Origin of the sequence: Pseudomonas sp. HLMP, from assembly GCF_046365545.1 — a bacterium.
In the GTDB taxonomy this organism is placed as follows: domain Bacteria; phylum Pseudomonadota; class Gammaproteobacteria; order Pseudomonadales; family Pseudomonadaceae; genus Aquipseudomonas; species Aquipseudomonas guariconensis_B.
Map to the genome: position 1 here is coordinate 2,385,833 of NZ_JBDLLR010000001.1, position 17,013 is coordinate 2,402,845.

The window sequence follows — 17,013 nt, forward strand, 5'->3', positions numbered from 1 at the left end:
AAGGAACCAAGGAGCTGAAAGTGATGGACGCATTCGTACGGATCGGGCCGCTGATGGACCCTGCCAGCTATCCCGACTGGGCCCAGCAACTGCTCGAGCGATGCCATGAAAGCAAGCAGCGGGTGGTGGGGCACGAGCTCTACCAGCGCCTGCGCGATGGCCGGCTAAGGCCTGCGACCCTGCGCCAGTACCTGGTCGGGGGCTGGCCGGTGGTCGAGCAGTTCTCCCTGTACATGGCCCACAACCTGACCAAGACCCGCTATGCCCGCCACCCGGGCGAGGACATGGCGCGGCGTTGGCTGATGCGCAACATCCGGGTCGAGCTCAACCATGCCGACTACTGGCTGCACTGGTGCCAAGCCCATGGCATCAGCCTGGCCGAGCTGCAGGCTCAGGAGGTGGCGCCCCAGCTCAATGCCCTCAACGACTGGTGCTGGCGGGTGTGTACCACCGAGCCCCTGGCGATCGCCATGGCTGCCACCAACTACGCCATCGAGGGGGCGACGGGGGAGTGGGCGGCGCTTGTCTGTTCGTCCGACACCTACGCCCAGGGCTTTCCCGAGGACCAGCGCAAGCGCGCCATGAAGTGGCTGAGGATGCATGCCCAGTACGACGATGCCCACCCGTGGGAGGCGCTGGAGATCATCTGCACGCTGGTGGGCGAGCGCCCGGCGCCGGCCTTGCGCGACGAACTGCGCAAGGCGATCTGCAAGAGCTATGACTGCATGTACCTGTTTCTGGAGCATTGCATGCAGTTGGAGAAACAGCGCCAGCCAGGGAGGGCGCGGCCGGCGTTGGCGGCGGGGTGAGGCCAGGGGGCCTGCCTTTGCCAAGGCCCCAATGCCCTATTGCGCGTCGAACGCCTGCCCATTCACCCCGGCGCTGTCCGGCCCCATCAGGTACAGGTAGACCGGCATGATCTCCTCGGGCAGCGGGTTGTTCTGTGGGTTCTCGCTAGGGTAGGCCTGGGCGCGCATGGCGGTGCGGGTGGCGCCTGGGTTGATGCTGTTGGCCCGTACCGGGGCGACACCTTCCAGTTCGTCGGCCAGGGTCTGCATCAGCCCTTCGGTGGCGAACTTCGATACCCCATAGGCCCCCCAGTAGGCGCGGCCCTTGCGCCCGACGCTGCTGGAGGTAAACACCACCGAGGCGTCCTCGGATTGCTTGAGCAGCGGCAGCAGCGTGCTGGTCAGCATGAAGGTGGCGTTGACGTTGATGTGCATCACGCGCATGAAGTTGTCGCCCGACAACTGCTCCAGCGGCGTGCGCGGGCCGATGATCGAAGCGTTATTGAGCAGGCCGTCGAGGCGGCCGAACTGCTCCTCGATCATCACCGCCAGCTCGTCGTACTGGTGGGGCAGGGCGGTTTCCAGGTTGAACGGGATCACCACTGGCTGTGGGTGACCCGCGGCCTCGATCTGGTCGTAGACCTCGTTGAGGTTGGCCTCGGTCTTGCCCAGCAGCAACACGGTCGCGCCCAGGGCGGCATAGGCCCTGGCGGCTGCGGCACCGATACCGCGGCCAGCGCCGGTGACCAGGATGATCCGGCCCTTGAGCAGGTCGGGGCGGGGGGTGTAGTCGAACATGTCGGGGTCCTTGGGGTTGGAGCGGCAAGCTGCAAAAAAGCAGGGTGCTGCACAATGCCGGTCAGTTAAGACTTTCAGTTGTCATTTGGGGCCGCTTCGCGCCCCATCGCCGGCAAGCCGGCTCCCACACTGTCCGTGCAAACCGCATCATGTGTGGTCGCCGCGGTCCTTGTGGGAGCCGGCTTGCCGGCGATGGGCTGCAAGGCAGCCCCAAAAATGACAAAGCGCCGCTTAACTGACTGACATTAGGGTGCTGCACGGTTTACTCTTTCTTGTGGCTTGCAGCTTGCGGCTGAAAATCAGCAGCCGCAGAGCGCGCTGTCGATCACCTTGCGCAGTTCCAGCGGGTGGTCCACCACCACGTCAGCGCCCCAGTTGTTGGGGTTGTCCTGAGGATGAATATAGCCGTAGCGGACCGCCGCCGTGCGGGTGCCGGCATCGCGGCCAGACTCGATGTCGCGCAGGTCGTCGCCGACGAACAGCACGCTGGCCGGGTCCAGGTTCAGTGTCTTGCAGGCCAGTATCAGCGGCTCCGGGTCGGGCTTGCTGTTCTTCACGTGGTCCGGGCAGATCAGCAATGCCGAACGCTCGGCCAGGCCCAGGCGCTGCATGATCGGCTCGGCGAAACGCACCGGCTTGTTGGTCACCACGCCCCACAACAGGTTGCCTTTTTCGATGTCGGCCAGCAGCTCGGCCATGCCGTCGAACAGGCGGCTGTGCACCGCGCAGTCGCGCTGGTAGCGTTCGAGGAACTCCAGGCGCAGGGCCTCGAAACCTTCGTCTTCAGGGTCGATGGCGAAGGTCGCCGCGACCATCGCCCGGGCGCCGCCGGAGATCACGTCGCGGATGCGCTTGTCATCGATGGCTGGCAGGCCGCGCTCTGCCAGCATGGCCTGGCAGATGGCGATGAAGTCCGGCGCCGTGTCCAGCAGGGTGCCGTCCATGTCGAAGAGTACTGCTCGCAAACGCATGCTCATTCCTCGCGCAGGGTCTGGATCATGTAGTTGACGTCGACGTCGCCGCTGAGCTTGTAGTGCTTGGTCAGCGGGTTGTAGGTCAGGCCGATGATGTCCTTCACTTCAAGGCCGGCAGTGCGGCTCCAGGCGCCCAGCTCCGAGGGGCGGATGAACTTCTTGAAGTCGTGGGTGCCACGTGGCAGCAGCTTCATGACGTATTCGGCGCCGATGATGGCGAACAGGTAGGCCTTGGGGTTGCGGTTGATGGTCGAGAAGAACACCTGGCCACCGGGCTTGACCAGGCGTTGGCAGGCCTGGATCACCGAGGACGGATCCGGCACGTGCTCGAGCATCTCGAGGCAGGTGACCACGTCGAACTGGCCGGGCATTTCCTCGGCCAGGGCCTCGGCGGTGATCTGCCGGTATTCGACCTCCACGCCCGACTCCAGTTGGTGCAGCTGGGCTACGGCCAGCGGCGCCTCGCCCATGTCGATGCCGGTGACGGTGGCGCCACGCAGGGCCATGGCCTCGCTGAGGATGCCGCCGCCGCAGCCGACGTCCAGCACCTTCTTGCCGGCGAGGCTGGCGCGCTCGTCGATCCAGTTGACCCGCAGCGGGTTGATGTCGTGCAGCGGCTTGAATTCGCTTTCGCGGTCCCACCAGCGGTGGGCCAAGGCTTCGAACTTGGCGATTTCGGCGTGGTCGACGTTGCTCATGGAACAGTCCTCTGAATCTTCGATAAAAGTGTCACAGGGCGGCAGCCGTGGCTGCCGGCCGGTCATTCCTTGCCTGCGATGCGCGCGCCCCAGGCGCGGGCGGTGGCCGTCAGGGCCTGTTCGTCCATCCGGGTCAGGCGGCGGTCGTCGAGCAATTGCTGGCCGGCCACCCAGACGTGCCGCGCGCAGTCGCGGCCTGTTGCGTAGATCAGTTGCGAAACCGGGTCGTGTACCGGTTGCTGGGCCAGGCCCGACAGGTCGAAGGCCACCAGGTCGGCGGCCTTGCCCACCTCCAGCGAGCCGGTGACGGCCTCCAGGCCCAGGGCGCGGGCGCCGTTGAGGGTCGCCATGCGCAGCGCCCGATGGGCATCCAGGGCCGTGGCCGAGCCCGCCACCGCCTTGGCCAGCAGGGCCGCGGTGCGGGTTTCGCCGAGCAGGTCGAGGTCGTTGTTGCTGGCCGCGCCGTCGGTGCCTACTGCCACGTTGACCCCGGCCAGCCACAGGCGTTCGACCGGGCAGAAGCCGCTGGCCAGCTTGAGGTTGGACTCGGGGCAGTGCACCACGCTGGTGTCGCTTTCTACCAGCAGGGCCAGGTCCTCGTCGCTGACCTGGGTCATGTGCACTGCCTGCAGGCGCGGGCCGAGCAGGCCGAGGCGGGCCAGGCGCGCCAGTGGACGTTCGCCACGTTCGGCCAGGGCCCGCTCGACCTCGCCGGCGGTCTCGTGGATGTGCATGTGCAGGGGCGCGTCCAGTTGGTCGGCGATGACGCGGATCTTCTCCAGGTTCTCGTCGTTGACCGTGTAGGGCGCGTGCGGCCCCAGGGCGATGCTGATGCGCGGATGGTGGCGCAGGTCGCCGAACAGCTCGATGGCCAGGTGCAGGCCCTCCTCGGGCGTGCGTGCGCCGGGGATGGGGAAGTCCAGCAAGGGCACGGCGACCTGGGCACGGATGCCGCTGCGGTGCACCCGGTCGCAGGCCTCCCGGGGGAAGAAGTACATGTCGGCGAAGCAGGTGATGCCGCCCTTGAGTTGCTCGGCGATGGCCAGGTCGGTGCCGTCGCGCACGAACCCTTCGTCGACCCAGCGGCCCTCGGCCGGCCAGATGTGCTGCTCGAGCCAGGTCATCAGCGGCAGGTCGTCGGCCAGCCCGCGCAGCAGGGTCATGGCGGCGTGACCATGGGCGTTGACCAGGCCGGGGCACAGCAGGCAGTCGGGCAGCTCGCGTACCTCATGGGCCTGGGGTGCCCGCTCGCGGGGGCCGATCCAGGCGACCCGCCCGTCGCGCACGCCCAGCGCATGGCCCTCCAGCACCACACCGGCCGGTTCCACGGGCACCAGCCATTGTGGAACGAGCAGCAGGTCGAGGGGGAAGGGGGCTGTGGGCATGCGCGGTACCTGGGCGATTCGGCGGAACGCGCAGTATACCCGAGCGTCTGCGGCCGAGGCTCGCTATAATCGTCCGCTTTTTATGTCCGGACGTTGGGGAGAGGCGATGCGTGAGCGACTTTTGGCGGCGGAGAAGGTGACCGGCATCCGCTGGCACGACGGCGCCTTGCACCTGCTCGACCAGCGCTTGCTGCCGTCCCGGGAATGCTGGCTGACCTGCACCGATGTCGCGGCGGTCGCCGAGGCGATCCGCGGCATGGCGGTGCGTGGCGCCCCGGCCATCGGCATCAGTGCCGCCTACGGCCTGGTCCTGGCCTTGCGCCAGCGCCTGGCCGAGGGCGACGACTGGGAGCAGGCGCTGGAAGAGGACTTCCTCTGCCTGGCCGAGGCGCGGCCGACCGCTGCCAACCTGTTCTGGGCCCTCAACCGCATGCGCGAGCGCCTGCAGCGCCTGCGTGCCGAGGAAGACGCGCTGGCAGCCCTGGAGGCCGAGGCGATGGCCATCCACGAGAGCGACCGCGAAGCCAACCTGACCATGGCCCAGCATGGCATCGAGCTAATCCGCCGGCACCAGGGCAACGAACAGGCCTTGCTGACCCACGGCAATGCCGGCGCGCTGGCCAGCGGTGGCTTCGGCACCGCGCTGGGGGTGATCCGCGCGGCCTACCTGGAGGGCATGGTCGAGCGGGTCTACGCCAGCGAGACCCGTCCCTGGCTGCAGGGCTCGCGCCTGACCGCTTGGGAGCTGGCCCGCGAGGGCATTCCCGCGACGCTGTTCGCCGACGCGGCGATGGCCCACCTGATGAAGACCAAGGGCATCACCTGGGTGGTGGTGGGGGCCGACTGCATCGCCGCCAATGGCGACGTGGCCAGCAAGATCGGCACCTACCAGCTGGCGGTGAGCGCCATGCACCATGGCGTGCGTTTCATGGTGGTGGCGCCGAGCACCAGCATCGACCTGAACCTGGCCACGGGCGACGACATCCCGCTGGAGGAGCGCGATGCCGATGAGTTGCTGGACGTGGCCGGCAATCGGGTGGCGGCCGAGGCCGAGGTGTTCAATCCGGTGTTCGATGTGACTCCGGCGGACCTGGTCGATGTGATCGTGACCGAGAAAGGTGTGGTCGAGCGGCCAGACACCGCGAAGCTGGCGCAACTGATGTGCCGCAAGCGGTTGCACTGAGCGGCGGGTTTCCAGCTTGCCGCTGGAGGCTTCGAGCATGTCGCTCGATCTCTGCCTTTGTGATACCATCCGACAGTTTCCAGGGCCGCCCATTGCAGCGGCTCTCATTGCGCAGATCCATGGCTCAACTCATTGATTTGTCGTAAGTCGTCGCACCACTGTGCGCTGCGGCGGCGAGCTTCGTTCGTCCTCCGAGGGAAACGACGAAGTTTCACCAGAAAAAGGAATCAGGCTTCTCATGGGCGAACTGGCCAAAGAAATCCTCCCGGTCAATATCGAAGACGAACTGAGACAGTCTTACCTCGACTACGCGATGAGCGTGATTGTCGGGCGAGCGCTGCCCGATGCGCGTGATGGCTTGAAGCCCGTGCATCGCCGCGTGCTGTACGCGATGAGCGAACTGGGCAACGACTGGAACAAGCCGTACAAGAAGTCCGCCCGTGTGGTCGGTGACGTCATCGGTAAATACCACCCCCACGGCGACAACGCGGTCTACGACACCATCGTGCGCATGGCCCAGCCGTTCTCGCTGCGCTACCTGCTGGTCGACGGTCAGGGCAACTTCGGTTCGGTGGACGGCGACAACGCCGCGGCCATGCGATACACCGAAGTACGCATGACCAAGCTGGCCCACGAACTGCTGGCCGACCTGCACAAGGAAACCGTCGACTGGGTGCCCAACTACGACGGCACCGAGCAGATCCCGGCGGTCATGCCGACCAAGATCCCCAACCTGCTGGTCAACGGCTCCAGCGGTATCGCCGTGGGCATGGCGACCAACATCCCGCCGCACAACCTCGGCGAGGTCATCGACGGCTGCCTGGCGCTGATCGACAACCCCGAGGTCACCGTCGACGAGCTGATGCAGTTCATCCCCGGCCCTGACTTCCCCACTGCCGGCCTGATCAACGGCCGCGCCGGCATCATCGAGGCCTATCGCACCGGCCGTGGCCGCATCTACATGCGTGCTCGCTCCGAGGTCGAGGACATCGACAAGGCCGGCGGCCGCCAGCAGCTCGTCATCACCGAGCTGCCCTACCAGCTGAACAAGGCACGGCTGATCGAGAAGATCGCCGAGCTGGTGAAAGAGAAGAAGATCGAAGGCATCACCGAGCTGCGCGACGAGTCCGACAAGGAAGGCATGCGCATCGTCATCGAGCTGCGCCGTGGCGAGGTGCCGGAGGTGGTGCTCAACAACCTCTACGCCCAGACCCAACTGCAGAGCGTGTTCGGCATCAACATCGTCGCCCTGATCGACGGTCGCCCGCGCCTGCTCAACCTCAAGGACCTGCTCGAGGCGTTCGTCCGTCACCGCCGCGAAGTGGTGACCCGCCGCACCGTGTTCGAGTTGCGCAAGGCTCGCGAGCGCGGCCACATCCTCGAAGGCCAGGCGGTGGCGCTGTCCAACATCGACCCGGTGATCGCCCTGATCAAGGCCTCGCCGACCCCGTCCGAGGCCAAGGAAGCCCTGGTCAGCACCGCCTGGGAATCCAGCGCCGTGCAGGTGATGGTCGAGCGCGCCGGTGCCGAGTCCTGCCGCCCGGAAGACCTTCCGGAGCAGTACGGCCTGCGCGACGGCAAGTACTACCTGTCGCCGGAACAGGCCCAGGCGATCCTCGACCTGCGCCTGCATCGCCTGACCGGCCTGGAGCACGAGAAGCTGCTGGCCGAGTACCAGGAGATCCTCGAACAGATCGGCGAACTGATCCGCATCCTCAGCAGCGCCGAGCGCCTGATGGAAGTGATCCGCGAGGAACTCGAAGCGATCCGTGCCGAATACGGCGACGTGCGCCGCACCGAGATCCTCAACGCCAGCCACGACCTCAGCTACGGCGACATGATCCCGGAAGAAGAGCGCGTGGTGACCATCTCCCACGGCGGCTATGCCAAGACCCAGCCGCTGTCCGCTTACCAGGCCCAGCGCCGTGGCGGCAAAGGCAAGTCGGCCACCGGCGTGAAGGACGAGGACTACATCGAGCACCTGCTGGTGGCCAACAGCCACGCGACCCTGCTGCTGTTCTCCAGCAAGGGCAAGGTGTATTGGCTCAAGACCTACGAAATCCCCGAAGCGTCCCGCGCCGCCCGCGGCCGCCCACTGGTCAACCTGCTGCCGCTGGAGGAGGGTGAGCGCATCACCGCCATGCTGCAGGTCGACCTGGAGGCCCTGCAGCAGAGCGCCGATGCCGAGGAAGACCTGGACGACGCCGACGACAGCGTGATCGAAGGCGAACTGGTCGAGGCCGAGGATAACGACGAGGAAGACGGCGATACCCCGGAATGGGCCGCCGAGCCGACCGGCGCCTACATCTTCATGGCCACCGCCTCCGGTACCGTGAAGAAGACCCCGCTGGTGCAGTTCGCCCGTCCGCGCTCCAGCGGCCTGATCGCCCTGAAGCTCAAGGAAGGCGACACCCTGATCGCCGCGGCCATCACCGACGGTGCCAAGGAAGTCATGATGTTCTCCGACGCCGGCAAGGTGATCCGCTTCGCCGAGAGCGCGGTCCGCGAGATGGGCCGTAACGCCCGCGGCGTGCGCGGCATGCGCTTGGGCAAGGGCCAGCAGGTGATCTCCATGCTCATCCCCGAGTCCGGCGCGCAGATCCTCACCGCCTCCGAGCGCGGCTTCGGCAAGCGCACGCCGTTGTCCAAGTTCCCGCGTCGCGGCCGTGGTGGTCAGGGCGTGATCGCCATGGGTACCAAGGGGCGCAACGGCAACCTGATCGGCGCCATCCAGGTGCAGGAAGGCGAGGAGATCATGCTGATCTCCGACCAGGGCACCCTGGTGCGTACCCGTGTCGGCGAGGTCTCCAGCCTGGGCCGCAACACCCAGGGCGTGACCCTGATCAAGCTGGCCACCGACGAGACCCTGGTGGGCGTGGAGCGTATCCAGGAGCCGTCCGAGGACGATTTCGATGACGTCATCGAAGCGGACGAGGAGGGCGTCGAAGTCGACGTGCCTGAGACGGCGGACGACAATGCGGGGGCCGAAGAGGCGCCGCAGGAGTAATGCTACACCCGGACGGGGCGACCAAGGTCGCCCCGTTTGACTGATAACAGCTGGTAAAGCCTGGCCCTGTGGGGGGCGGGCTTGCCCGCGAAGCAGACGCTGCGGTGTAGGGCGCCGGCCTTGCCGGTGTTCGCGGGCAAGCCCGCTCCCACAGGGTCGCTGCTAACCCATGTAATGGTTTTTGTTCTGTTTAGAGCGAGAGTGGATGTGAGCAAACGAGCCTTTAACTTCTGCGCAGGCCCTGCTGCGCTTCCCGACGCTGTCCTGCAGCGTGCCCAGGCCGAGATGCTGGACTGGCGTGGCAAGGGCTTGTCGGTGATGGAAATGAGCCATCGCAGCGACGACTATGTGGCCATCGCCGAGAAGGCCGAGCAGGACCTGCGCGACCTGCTGTCCATCCCCTCCAACTACAAGGTGCTGTTCCTCCAGGGCGGTGCCAGCCAGCAGTTCGCCGAGATCCCGCTGAACCTGCTGCCGGAAAGCGGCACGGCTGACTACATCGAGACGGGCATCTGGTCGAAGAAGGCCATCGACGAGGCGCGCCGTTTCGGCAACATCAACGTCGCCGCCAGCGCCAAGCCCTACGATTTCCTGGCTATCCCAGGCCAGAATGAGTGGAACCTGACCAAGGGCGCTGCCTACGTTCACTATGCGTCCAACGAGACCATCGGCGGCTTGCAGTTCGACTGGGTGCCCGAGACCGGTGATGTGCCCCTGGTGGTCGACATGTCCTCCGACATCCTCTCGCGCCCGATCGACGTCTCTCAGTACGGCCTGATCTACGCGGGTGCACAGAAAAACATCGGCCCCAGCGGCCTGGTGGTGGTGATCGTCCGCGAGGACCTGCTCGGCCATGCCCGCAGCAGCTGCCCGACCATGCTCGACTACAAGGTCGCCGCCGACAACGGCTCGATGTACAACACCCCGGCCACCTATTCCTGGTACCTCTCGGGCCTGGTGTTCGAATGGCTCAAGGAGCAGGGTGGCGTCGAGGCCATGGAGCAGCGCAACCGCGCCAAGAAAGATCGCCTGTACGGTTTCATCGACGACAGCGCGTTCTACAGCAACCCGATCAGCAGCAATGCCCGCTCCTGGATGAACGTGCCGTTCCGCCTGGCCGACGAGCGCCTGGACAAGGCCTTCCTGGCCGGCGCCGATGCCCGCGGCCTGCTCAACCTCAAGGGCCACCGTTCGGTCGGCGGCATGCGCGCCTCGATCTACAACGCCCTGGGCCTGGAGGCGGTGGACGCCCTGGTGGCCTACATGGCTGAATTCGAGAAGGAGCACGGCTGATGTCCGACCAGGAGCTCAAGGCCCTGCGCGTGCGCATCGACAGCCTCGACGAGAAGATCCTCGAGCTGATCAGCGAACGCGCCCGTTGCGCCCAGGAAGTGGCCAAGGTCAAGACCGCCTCCCTGGCCGAAGGCGAGAAACCGGTGTTCTACCGCCCCGAGCGCGAGGCCGCGGTACTCAAGCGCGTGATGGAGCGCAACAAGGGGCCGCTGGACAACGAAGAGATGGCGCGGTTGTTCCGCGAGATCATGTCCTCGTGCCTGGCCCTGGAAGAGCCGCTCAAGGTCGCCTACCTGGGCCCAGAAGGGACCTTCACCCAGGCCGCGGCCATGAAACACTTCGGCCATGCCGTGATCAGCAGGCCGATGGCGGCCATCGACGAAGTGTTCCGCGAAGTGGCGGCCGGTGCCGTGAACTTTGGCGTGGTACCGGTGGAGAACTCCACCGAGGGTGCGGTCAGCCACACCCTGGACAGCTTCCTCGAGCACGACATGGTGATCTGTGGCGAGGTCGAGCTGCGCATCCACCATCACCTGCTGGTGGGCGAGAACACCAAGACCGACAGCATCACCCGCATCTACTCCCACGCCCAGTCCCTGGCCCAGTGCCGCAAGTGGCTGGATGCCCACTACCCGAACGTCGAGCGGGTGGCGGTGTCCAGCAACGCCGAGGCGGCCAAGCGGGTCAAGGGCGAGTGGAACTCTGCGGCGATCGCCGGCGACATGGCAGCCAACCTCTATGGCCTGACCCGTTTGGCCGAGAAAATCGAGGATCGCCCGGATAACTCCACGCGCTTCCTCATGATCGGCAACCAGGAAGTGCCACCGACCGGCGACGACAAGACTTCGATCATCGTCTCCATGAGCAACAAGCCAGGTGCGTTGCACGAGCTGCTGGTGCCGTTCCACGAGAACGGCATCGACCTGACCCGCATCGAGACCCGTCCTTCGCGCAGTGGCAAGTGGACCTACGTGTTCTTCATCGACTTCGTCGGCCACCACCGCGACCCGCTGATCAAGGCGGTGCTGGAGCAGATCAGCCAGGAGGCCGTGGCGCTGAAGGTACTGGGGTCCTATCCGAAGGCGGTACTCTGATCGAGATTTCGGGGTCGCTGCGCAAACGCGGTACTTGTGGGGGCGGCCTTGCGTCGCGATGGGCTGCGCAGCAGCCCCCTGCGGTCTCACTGACTGGCATAGTTTCTGAACAGGGTTCGCACACGTGGTTGATGTGGTAGCAAACAAACCGGGGCCGATCATCGGTCGCCTGGTGGTCGTAGGCCTGGGCCTGATCGGCGGTTCCTTCGCCAAGGGCCTGCGTGAAAGCGGCCTGTGCCGCGAGGTGGTCGGCGTCGACCTGGACGCCCCGTCGCGCAAGCAGGCCGTGGCCCTGGGCGTGGTCGACCGCTGCGAAGAAGACCTCGCCGCAGCCTGCGTCGGCGCCGACGTGATCCAGTTGGCCGTGCCCATCCTGGCCATGGAGAAAGTGCTCGCCCGCCTCGCCGACCTGGACCTGGGTGATGCCGTCATCACCGACGTCGGCAGCGCCAAGGGCAATGTGGTGCGCGCGGCCCGTGCGGCCTTCGCCGAGCGCCTGCCGCGCTTCGTCCCCGGCCACCCGATCGCCGGCTCCGAACAGAGCGGGGTGGAGGCCTCCAATGCCGCGCTGTTCCGTCGCCACAAGGTGATCCTCACGCCACTGGCCGAGACCGACCCCGCCGCGCTGGCGCTGGTCGACCGCCTGTGGCGCGCGCTGGAGGCGGATGTGGAGCACATGCCGGTGGAGCGCCACGACGAGGTCCTGGCCGCCACCAGCCACCTGCCGCACCTGCTGGCCTTCGGCCTGGTCGACTCCCTGGCCAAGCGCAATGAAAACCTGGATATCTTCCGGTACGCTGCGGGGGGCTTCCGCGATTTCACGAGAATCGCCGGCAGCGACCCGATCATGTGGCACGACATCTTTCTCGCCAATCGCGAGGCCGTCCTGCGCACCCTGGATACATTTCGCAGCGACCTCGACGCCTTGCGCGACGCGGTCGATGCAGGGGACGGGCACCAACTGCTGGGTGTGTTCACCCGCGCCCGGGTCGCCCGCGAGCATTTCAGTAAAATCCTGGCCCGCCGGGCCTATGTGGACGCTATGAACGCCAACGATCTGATTTTCCTGGCCCAACCTGGTGGCCGCCTGTCCGGACGGATCCGCGTACCGGGCGACAAATCCATATCCCACCGCTCGATCATGCTTGGCTCGCTGGCCGAAGGCACCACCGAGGTCGAAGGTTTCCTCGAAGGCGAGGATGCCCTGGCGACCCTGCAGGCCTTCCGCGACATGGGGGTGGTCATCGAAGGCCCGCACCATGGCAAGGTGACCATCCATGGTGTCGGCCTGCATGGCCTGAAACCGCCACCCGGGCCGATCTACCTGGGTAACTCCGGCACCTCGATGCGCTTGCTGTCTGGCCTGCTGGCCGCCCAGCCGTTCGACGTGACCATGACGGGCGACGCTTCGCTGTCCAAGCGCCCGATGAACCGTGTGGCCAACCCGCTGCGCGAGATGGGTGCCGTGGTCGAGACCGGCCCCGAGGGCCGTCCGCCGCTGACCATCCGTGGCGGCCACACGCTCAAGGCGCTGAACTACACCCTGCCGATGGCCAGTGCCCAGGTCAAATCCTGCCTGCTGCTGGCCGGCCTGTACGCCGAAGGCACCACCACCGTCACCGAGCCGGCGCCGACCCGCGACCACACCGAGCGCATGTTGCGCGGCTTCGGCTATGCCGTGGAGTCCAACGGCCCGGTCGCCTCGCTGCAATCCGGCGGCAAGCTCACCGCGACCCGTATCGAAGTGCCGGCCGACATCTCCTCGGCAGCCTTCTTCCTGGTGGCGGCGTCCATCGCCGAGGGTTCGGAGCTGGTGCTCGAACACGTCGGCATCAACCCGACCCGTACCGGCGTGATCGACATCCTGCGCCTGATGGGCGGTGACATCACCCTGGAGAACCAGCGTGAAGTCGGCGGCGAGCCGGTGGCCGACCTGCGCGTGCGCGGGGCGAAGCTCAAGGGGATCGAGATCCCGGAAAACCTGGTGCCGCTGGCCATCGACGAGTTCCCGGTGCTGTTCGTCGCCGCGGCCTGTGCCGAAGGCCGTACCGTGCTGCGGGGCGCCGAGGAACTGCGGGTCAAGGAGTCCGACCGTATCCAGGTCATGGCCGACGGCCTGGTCACCCTGGGCGTGAAGTGCCAACCGACCCCGGACGGCATCATCATCGACGGCGGCCCGATCGGGGGGGGCGAAGTGCATGGTCACGGCGACCACCGTATCGCCATGGCCTTCAGCGTGGCATCGCTGCGTGCCACGGCGCCGATCCGCATCCATGACTGCGCCAATGTCGCCACCTCCTTCCCGAACTTCCTGGCGCTGTGCGCTGAAGTCGGCATCCGTGTTGCAGAAGAGGGCAAGTCGTGAGTTCGCAAGCACCGGTCATCACCATCGACGGGCCAAGCGGCTCGGGCAAGGGCACCGTGGCTGGCCTGCTGGCCCGCGAGTTGGGCTGGAAGCTGCTGGACTCCGGCGCCCTCTACCGCCTGCTGGCCTTCAACGCCACCAACCACGGCGTCGACCTGACCAACGAGGAACTGCTCAAGGCCTTGGCCGCCCATCTGGATGTGCAGTTCATCGCCGCGGAACCGGGTAAGCTGCAACAGATCATCCTCGAAGGCGAGGATGTCAGCAATGTCATCCGCACCGAGACGGTCGGCGCCGGCGCCTCGATGGTCGCCTCGCTGCCGGCGGTGCGCGAAGCGTTGCTGCAACGCCAGCGTGCCTTCCGCGAAGCCCCCGGGCTGATCGCCGATGGCCGCGACATGGGCACCGTGGTGTTCCCGGACGCGCCCTTGAAGGTCTTCCTCACCGCCAGTGCGGAGGAACGCGCTCGACGCCGTTATTTGCAGTTGAAGGCGAAGGGCGATGATGTTAGTCTGGCGAGTCTGCTAGATGAGATTCGTGCGCGCGACGAGCGCGACACCCAGCGTGCGGTAGCCCCGCTGAAACCGGCGGCCGATGCCATCCAGCTGGACTCCACCGAGTTGTCCATCGAGCAGGTGTTGCAACGCATCAGGAGCGAGCTCGTCCAGCGCGATCTGCTCTGATAGCCAGGAAGGCAGGCAGGGTCACCAGTCAACGTCCTGCCGGTCTTCCTTTACATGAACGAAACCCACATTGTCTGGAATGTGGCGATGGGCGTCTGTTTCGCCCGAATCTACAGGAATTAAAATGAGCGAAAGCTTTGCAGAACTCTTTGAAGAAAGCCTGAAAACCCTCAATCTGCAGCCGGGCGCGATCATCACCGGTATCGTTGTCGACATCGACGGCGACTGGGTTACCGTTCACGCTGGCCTGAAGTCCGAGGGCGTCATCCCGCTCGAGCAGTTCATCAACGAAGCTGGCGAGCTGACCATCAAGGTCGGTGACGAAGTTCACGTTGCGCTGGACGCGGTCGAAGACGGCTTTGGCGAAACCAAGCTGTCCCGTGAAAAAGCCAAGCGCGCCGAGTGCTGGATTGTTCTGGAAGCAGCTTTCGCCGCCGAAGAAGTGGTCAAGGGCGTTATCAACGGTAAGGTTAAGGGCGGCTTCACTGTCGACGTTAACGGCATCCGTGCGTTCCTGCCAGGCTCCCTGGTCGATGTCCGCCCTGTGCGCGACACCACCCACCTGGAAGGCAAAGAGCTGGAATTCAAGGTCATCAAGCTGGACCAGAAGCGCAACAACGTTGTCGTTTCCCGTCGCAGCGTGCTGGAAGCCGAGAACAGCGCCGAGCGCGAAGCCCTGCTGGAAACCCTGCAGGAAGGCCAACAGGTCAAGGGTATCGTCAAGAACCTCACCGACTACGGTGCCTTCGTGGACCTGGGTGGTATCGACGGCCTGCTGCACATCACCGACATGGCTTGGAAGCGCATCAAGCACCCGTCGGAAATCGTCAATGTTGGCGATGAAGTCGACGTTCGCGTCCTGAAGTTCGACCGTGAGCGCAACCGCGTTTCCCTGGGTCTGAAGCAGATGGGCGAAGATCCATGGGTCGCCATCACCTCGCGCTACCCAGAAGGTACCCGCGTACAGGCTCGCGTCACCAACCTGACCGACTACGGCTGCTTCGCCGAGCTGGAAGAAGGCGTCGAAGGTCTGGTACACGTTTCCGAAATGGACTGGACCAACAAGAACATCCACCCGTCGAAAGTCGTTCAGGTTGGCGACGAAGTGGAAGTCATGGTTCTGGACATCGACGAAGAGCGTCGTCGTATCTCCCTGGGCATCAAGCAGTGCAAGTCCAACCCATGGGAAGACTTCTCCAGCCAGTTCAACAAAGGTGACAAGATCACCGGTACCATCAAGTCGATCACCGACTTCGGTATCTTCATTGGCCTGGAAGGCGGCATCGACGGCCTGGTTCACCTGTCCGACATCTCCTGGAACGAGTCCGGCGAAGAAGCCGTACGTCGCTTCAAGAAGGGCGACGAGCTGGAAACCGTCATCCTGTCGGTCGATCCAGAGCGCGAGCGCATCTCCCTGGGTATCAAGCAACTGGAAGACGATCCGTTCTCCAACTTCGTTGCTCTGAACGACAAGGGCGCTATCGTCAAGGGTACCGTCAAGGAAGTTGACGCCAAGGGCGCCATCGTCACCCTGGCCGACGACATCGAGGCTACTCTGAAGGCTTCCGAAATCAGCCGTGACCGCGTCGAAGACGCCCGTAACGTGCTGAAGGAAGGCGACGAGATCGAAGCCAAGATCATCAGCGTCGACCGCAAGTCCCGCGTCATCAGCCTGTCCATCAAGTCGAAGGACGACGCTGAAGAGCGCGAAGCCATCCAGAGCCTGAAAAACGCTCCGGAAGCGGCTGCCGACACCACCATGGCTGCGCTGCTGCGCGAAGCGATGGCCAAGCAGAACTAAGTTCTGTTTGATCGGTAAAAAAGGGCGACCTTCGGGGTCGCCCTTTTTTTTGAGCTTTGTTGCGGGGTGGATAAGGGCGTCGTGGGTTTTGGTCGGCAAATCGAGCGCCGCCCGCGCGATCTCGCAGGCACCATGCGCCTTAAGGTGTGCCCCCCCTCGGCCCCAACCCAATCCCTGCCAAGCCCATCCAGTTCAAGACATATTTCACTTCGTTCAATCTTGAATTTTTTTATTAAGTCAAGAACCACCCTGTTCAAATCTGCCGTACCGTGCTACAAACTGGTTAAGCAATGATCTAGCTGCTTGATAACGAAGGGAAAAATATGACGAAGTCGGAGCTGATCGAACGTATTGTCACCCATCAGGGGCTGCTCTCGTCCAAGGACGTGGAGTTGGCCATCAAGACCATGCTTGAGCAGATGTCACAATGCCTGGCCACTGGCGATCGCATCGAGATCCGTGGTTTTGGCAGCTTTTCCCTGCACTACCGGGCGCCACGGGTAGGTCGCAACCCCAAGACCGGCCAGTCGGTGAACCTCGAAGGCAAGTACGTGCCACACTTCAAGCCAGGCAAGGAACTGCGCGACCGGGTCAACGAAGAAGACCAGGTCCCGCACTGATCGAAAAAGGAACAGCCTGATGCGTAACCTCAAGCGCGCCATCGCGGCGTTGTTCGTGCTGCTGTTGGCGGCAGTGGTCCTGTTCTTCGTTCTGGAGAACCAGCAAACGGTATCCCTGATGCTGTTCGGCTGGTCGGCGCCGGCCGTGCCGGTGGCGATCCTGGTGCTGGCAGCATTGGTCGTCGGCCTGGCCGTTGGCCCGTTGCTGGGGGCTTATGGCGTATTGCGCAGCAAGCGCAAGATCCGAGCTGCTGCGCGCGAGGCGGCGCTGTCTCGTAGTTAAAGGGCTTTTCCTATGCTGTTTTGAGAATCCTCTGACGTAAG

General features: G+C 64.9%; 14 protein-coding genes. 10 read left to right on the forward strand and 4 right to left on the reverse strand.

Annotated elements, in window-relative coordinates; translation table 11 throughout:
- Positions 1–20: 20 nt before the first annotated feature.
- The gene (locus tag ABFA30_RS11220; RefSeq protein WP_225788229.1) at positions 21–809 is read left to right on the forward strand and encodes a TenA family transcriptional regulator; all 789 of its coding nucleotides are present in this window, start codon (positions 21–23) and stop codon (positions 807–809) included.
- Positions 810–845: 36 nt separating this feature from the next.
- Here the strand turns inward: ABFA30_RS11220 and ABFA30_RS11225 are convergent, their stop codons facing one another.
- The 4 genes from ABFA30_RS11225 to ABFA30_RS11240 form a co-directional block, all read right to left on the reverse strand.
- Positions 846–1,586 carry a YciK family oxidoreductase gene (locus tag ABFA30_RS11225; protein ID WP_225788228.1) on the reverse strand — a complete coding sequence of 247 codons (741 nt, stop codon included), beginning with the start codon at positions 1,584–1,586 and terminating at the stop codon, positions 846–848.
- A 299-nt stretch (positions 1,587–1,885) separates the two neighbouring features.
- A complete protein-coding gene (mupP, locus tag ABFA30_RS11230; protein WP_225788227.1) occupies positions 1,886–2,557 on the reverse strand; it encodes an N-acetylmuramic acid 6-phosphate phosphatase MupP in 672 nt (223 codons plus the stop codon).
- 2 nt (positions 2,558–2,559) lie between these two features.
- Positions 2,560–3,258, reverse strand: a complete 699-nt coding sequence (gene ubiG, locus ABFA30_RS11235; RefSeq protein WP_225788226.1) for a bifunctional 2-polyprenyl-6-hydroxyphenol methylase/3-demethylubiquinol 3-O-methyltransferase UbiG — start codon at positions 3,256–3,258, stop codon at positions 2,560–2,562.
- A 62-nt stretch (positions 3,259–3,320) separates the two neighbouring features.
- The gene (locus tag ABFA30_RS11240; RefSeq protein WP_410045428.1) at positions 3,321–4,643 is read right to left on the reverse strand and encodes a TRZ/ATZ family hydrolase; all 1,323 of its coding nucleotides are present in this window, start codon (positions 4,641–4,643) and stop codon (positions 3,321–3,323) included.
- 106 nt (positions 4,644–4,749) lie between these two features.
- Here ABFA30_RS11240 and mtnA point away from each other — a divergent pair, with 106 nt between their 5' ends.
- From mtnA to ABFA30_RS11285, 9 genes are all read left to right on the forward strand, one after another.
- The gene (gene mtnA, locus ABFA30_RS11245) at positions 4,750–5,826 is read left to right on the forward strand and encodes an S-methyl-5-thioribose-1-phosphate isomerase (RefSeq protein WP_225788224.1); all 1,077 of its coding nucleotides are present in this window, start codon (positions 4,750–4,752) and stop codon (positions 5,824–5,826) included.
- A 238-nt stretch (positions 5,827–6,064) separates the two neighbouring features.
- Positions 6,065–8,833 carry a DNA gyrase subunit A gene (gene gyrA, locus ABFA30_RS11250; protein ID WP_410045429.1) on the forward strand — a complete coding sequence of 923 codons (2,769 nt, stop codon included), beginning with the start codon at positions 6,065–6,067 and terminating at the stop codon, positions 8,831–8,833.
- Positions 8,834–9,040: 207 nt separating this feature from the next.
- Complete coding sequence (gene serC, locus ABFA30_RS11255; RefSeq protein WP_225788222.1) at positions 9,041–10,126, forward strand: 3-phosphoserine/phosphohydroxythreonine transaminase; 1,086 nt, start codon at positions 9,041–9,043, stop codon at positions 10,124–10,126.
- Positions 10,126–11,220 carry a prephenate dehydratase gene (pheA, locus tag ABFA30_RS11260; RefSeq protein WP_253081300.1) on the forward strand — a complete coding sequence of 365 codons (1,095 nt, stop codon included), beginning with the start codon at positions 10,126–10,128 and terminating at the stop codon, positions 11,218–11,220. The genes serC and pheA overlap by 1 nt, the downstream gene beginning before the upstream one ends.
- A gap of 157 nt (positions 11,221–11,377) precedes the next feature.
- Complete coding sequence (locus ABFA30_RS11265) at positions 11,378–13,585, forward strand: bifunctional prephenate dehydrogenase/3-phosphoshikimate 1-carboxyvinyltransferase (RefSeq protein ID WP_253091305.1); 2,208 nt, start codon at positions 11,378–11,380, stop codon at positions 13,583–13,585.
- Entirely contained in the window at positions 13,582–14,268 is a 687-nt protein-coding gene (cmk, locus tag ABFA30_RS11270) for a (d)CMP kinase (RefSeq protein ID WP_253081299.1), read from the forward strand. The genes ABFA30_RS11265 and cmk overlap by 4 nt, the downstream gene beginning before the upstream one ends.
- A 124-nt stretch (positions 14,269–14,392) precedes the next feature.
- Complete coding sequence (gene rpsA / locus ABFA30_RS11275) at positions 14,393–16,069, forward strand: 30S ribosomal protein S1 (protein WP_225788218.1); 1,677 nt, start codon at positions 14,393–14,395, stop codon at positions 16,067–16,069.
- Positions 16,070–16,392: 323 nt separating this feature from the next.
- Positions 16,393–16,689: an integration host factor subunit beta gene (ihfB, locus tag ABFA30_RS11280; RefSeq protein WP_225788217.1), complete on the forward strand. Its 297-nt coding sequence runs from the start codon at positions 16,393–16,395 to the stop codon at positions 16,687–16,689.
- Positions 16,690–16,708: 19 nt separating this feature from the next.
- Positions 16,709–16,972, forward strand: coding sequence for a lipopolysaccharide assembly protein LapA domain-containing protein (locus ABFA30_RS11285; RefSeq protein WP_225788216.1), 264 nt, complete (start codon positions 16,709–16,711; stop codon positions 16,970–16,972).
- Positions 16,973–17,013 lie beyond the last annotated feature (41 nt).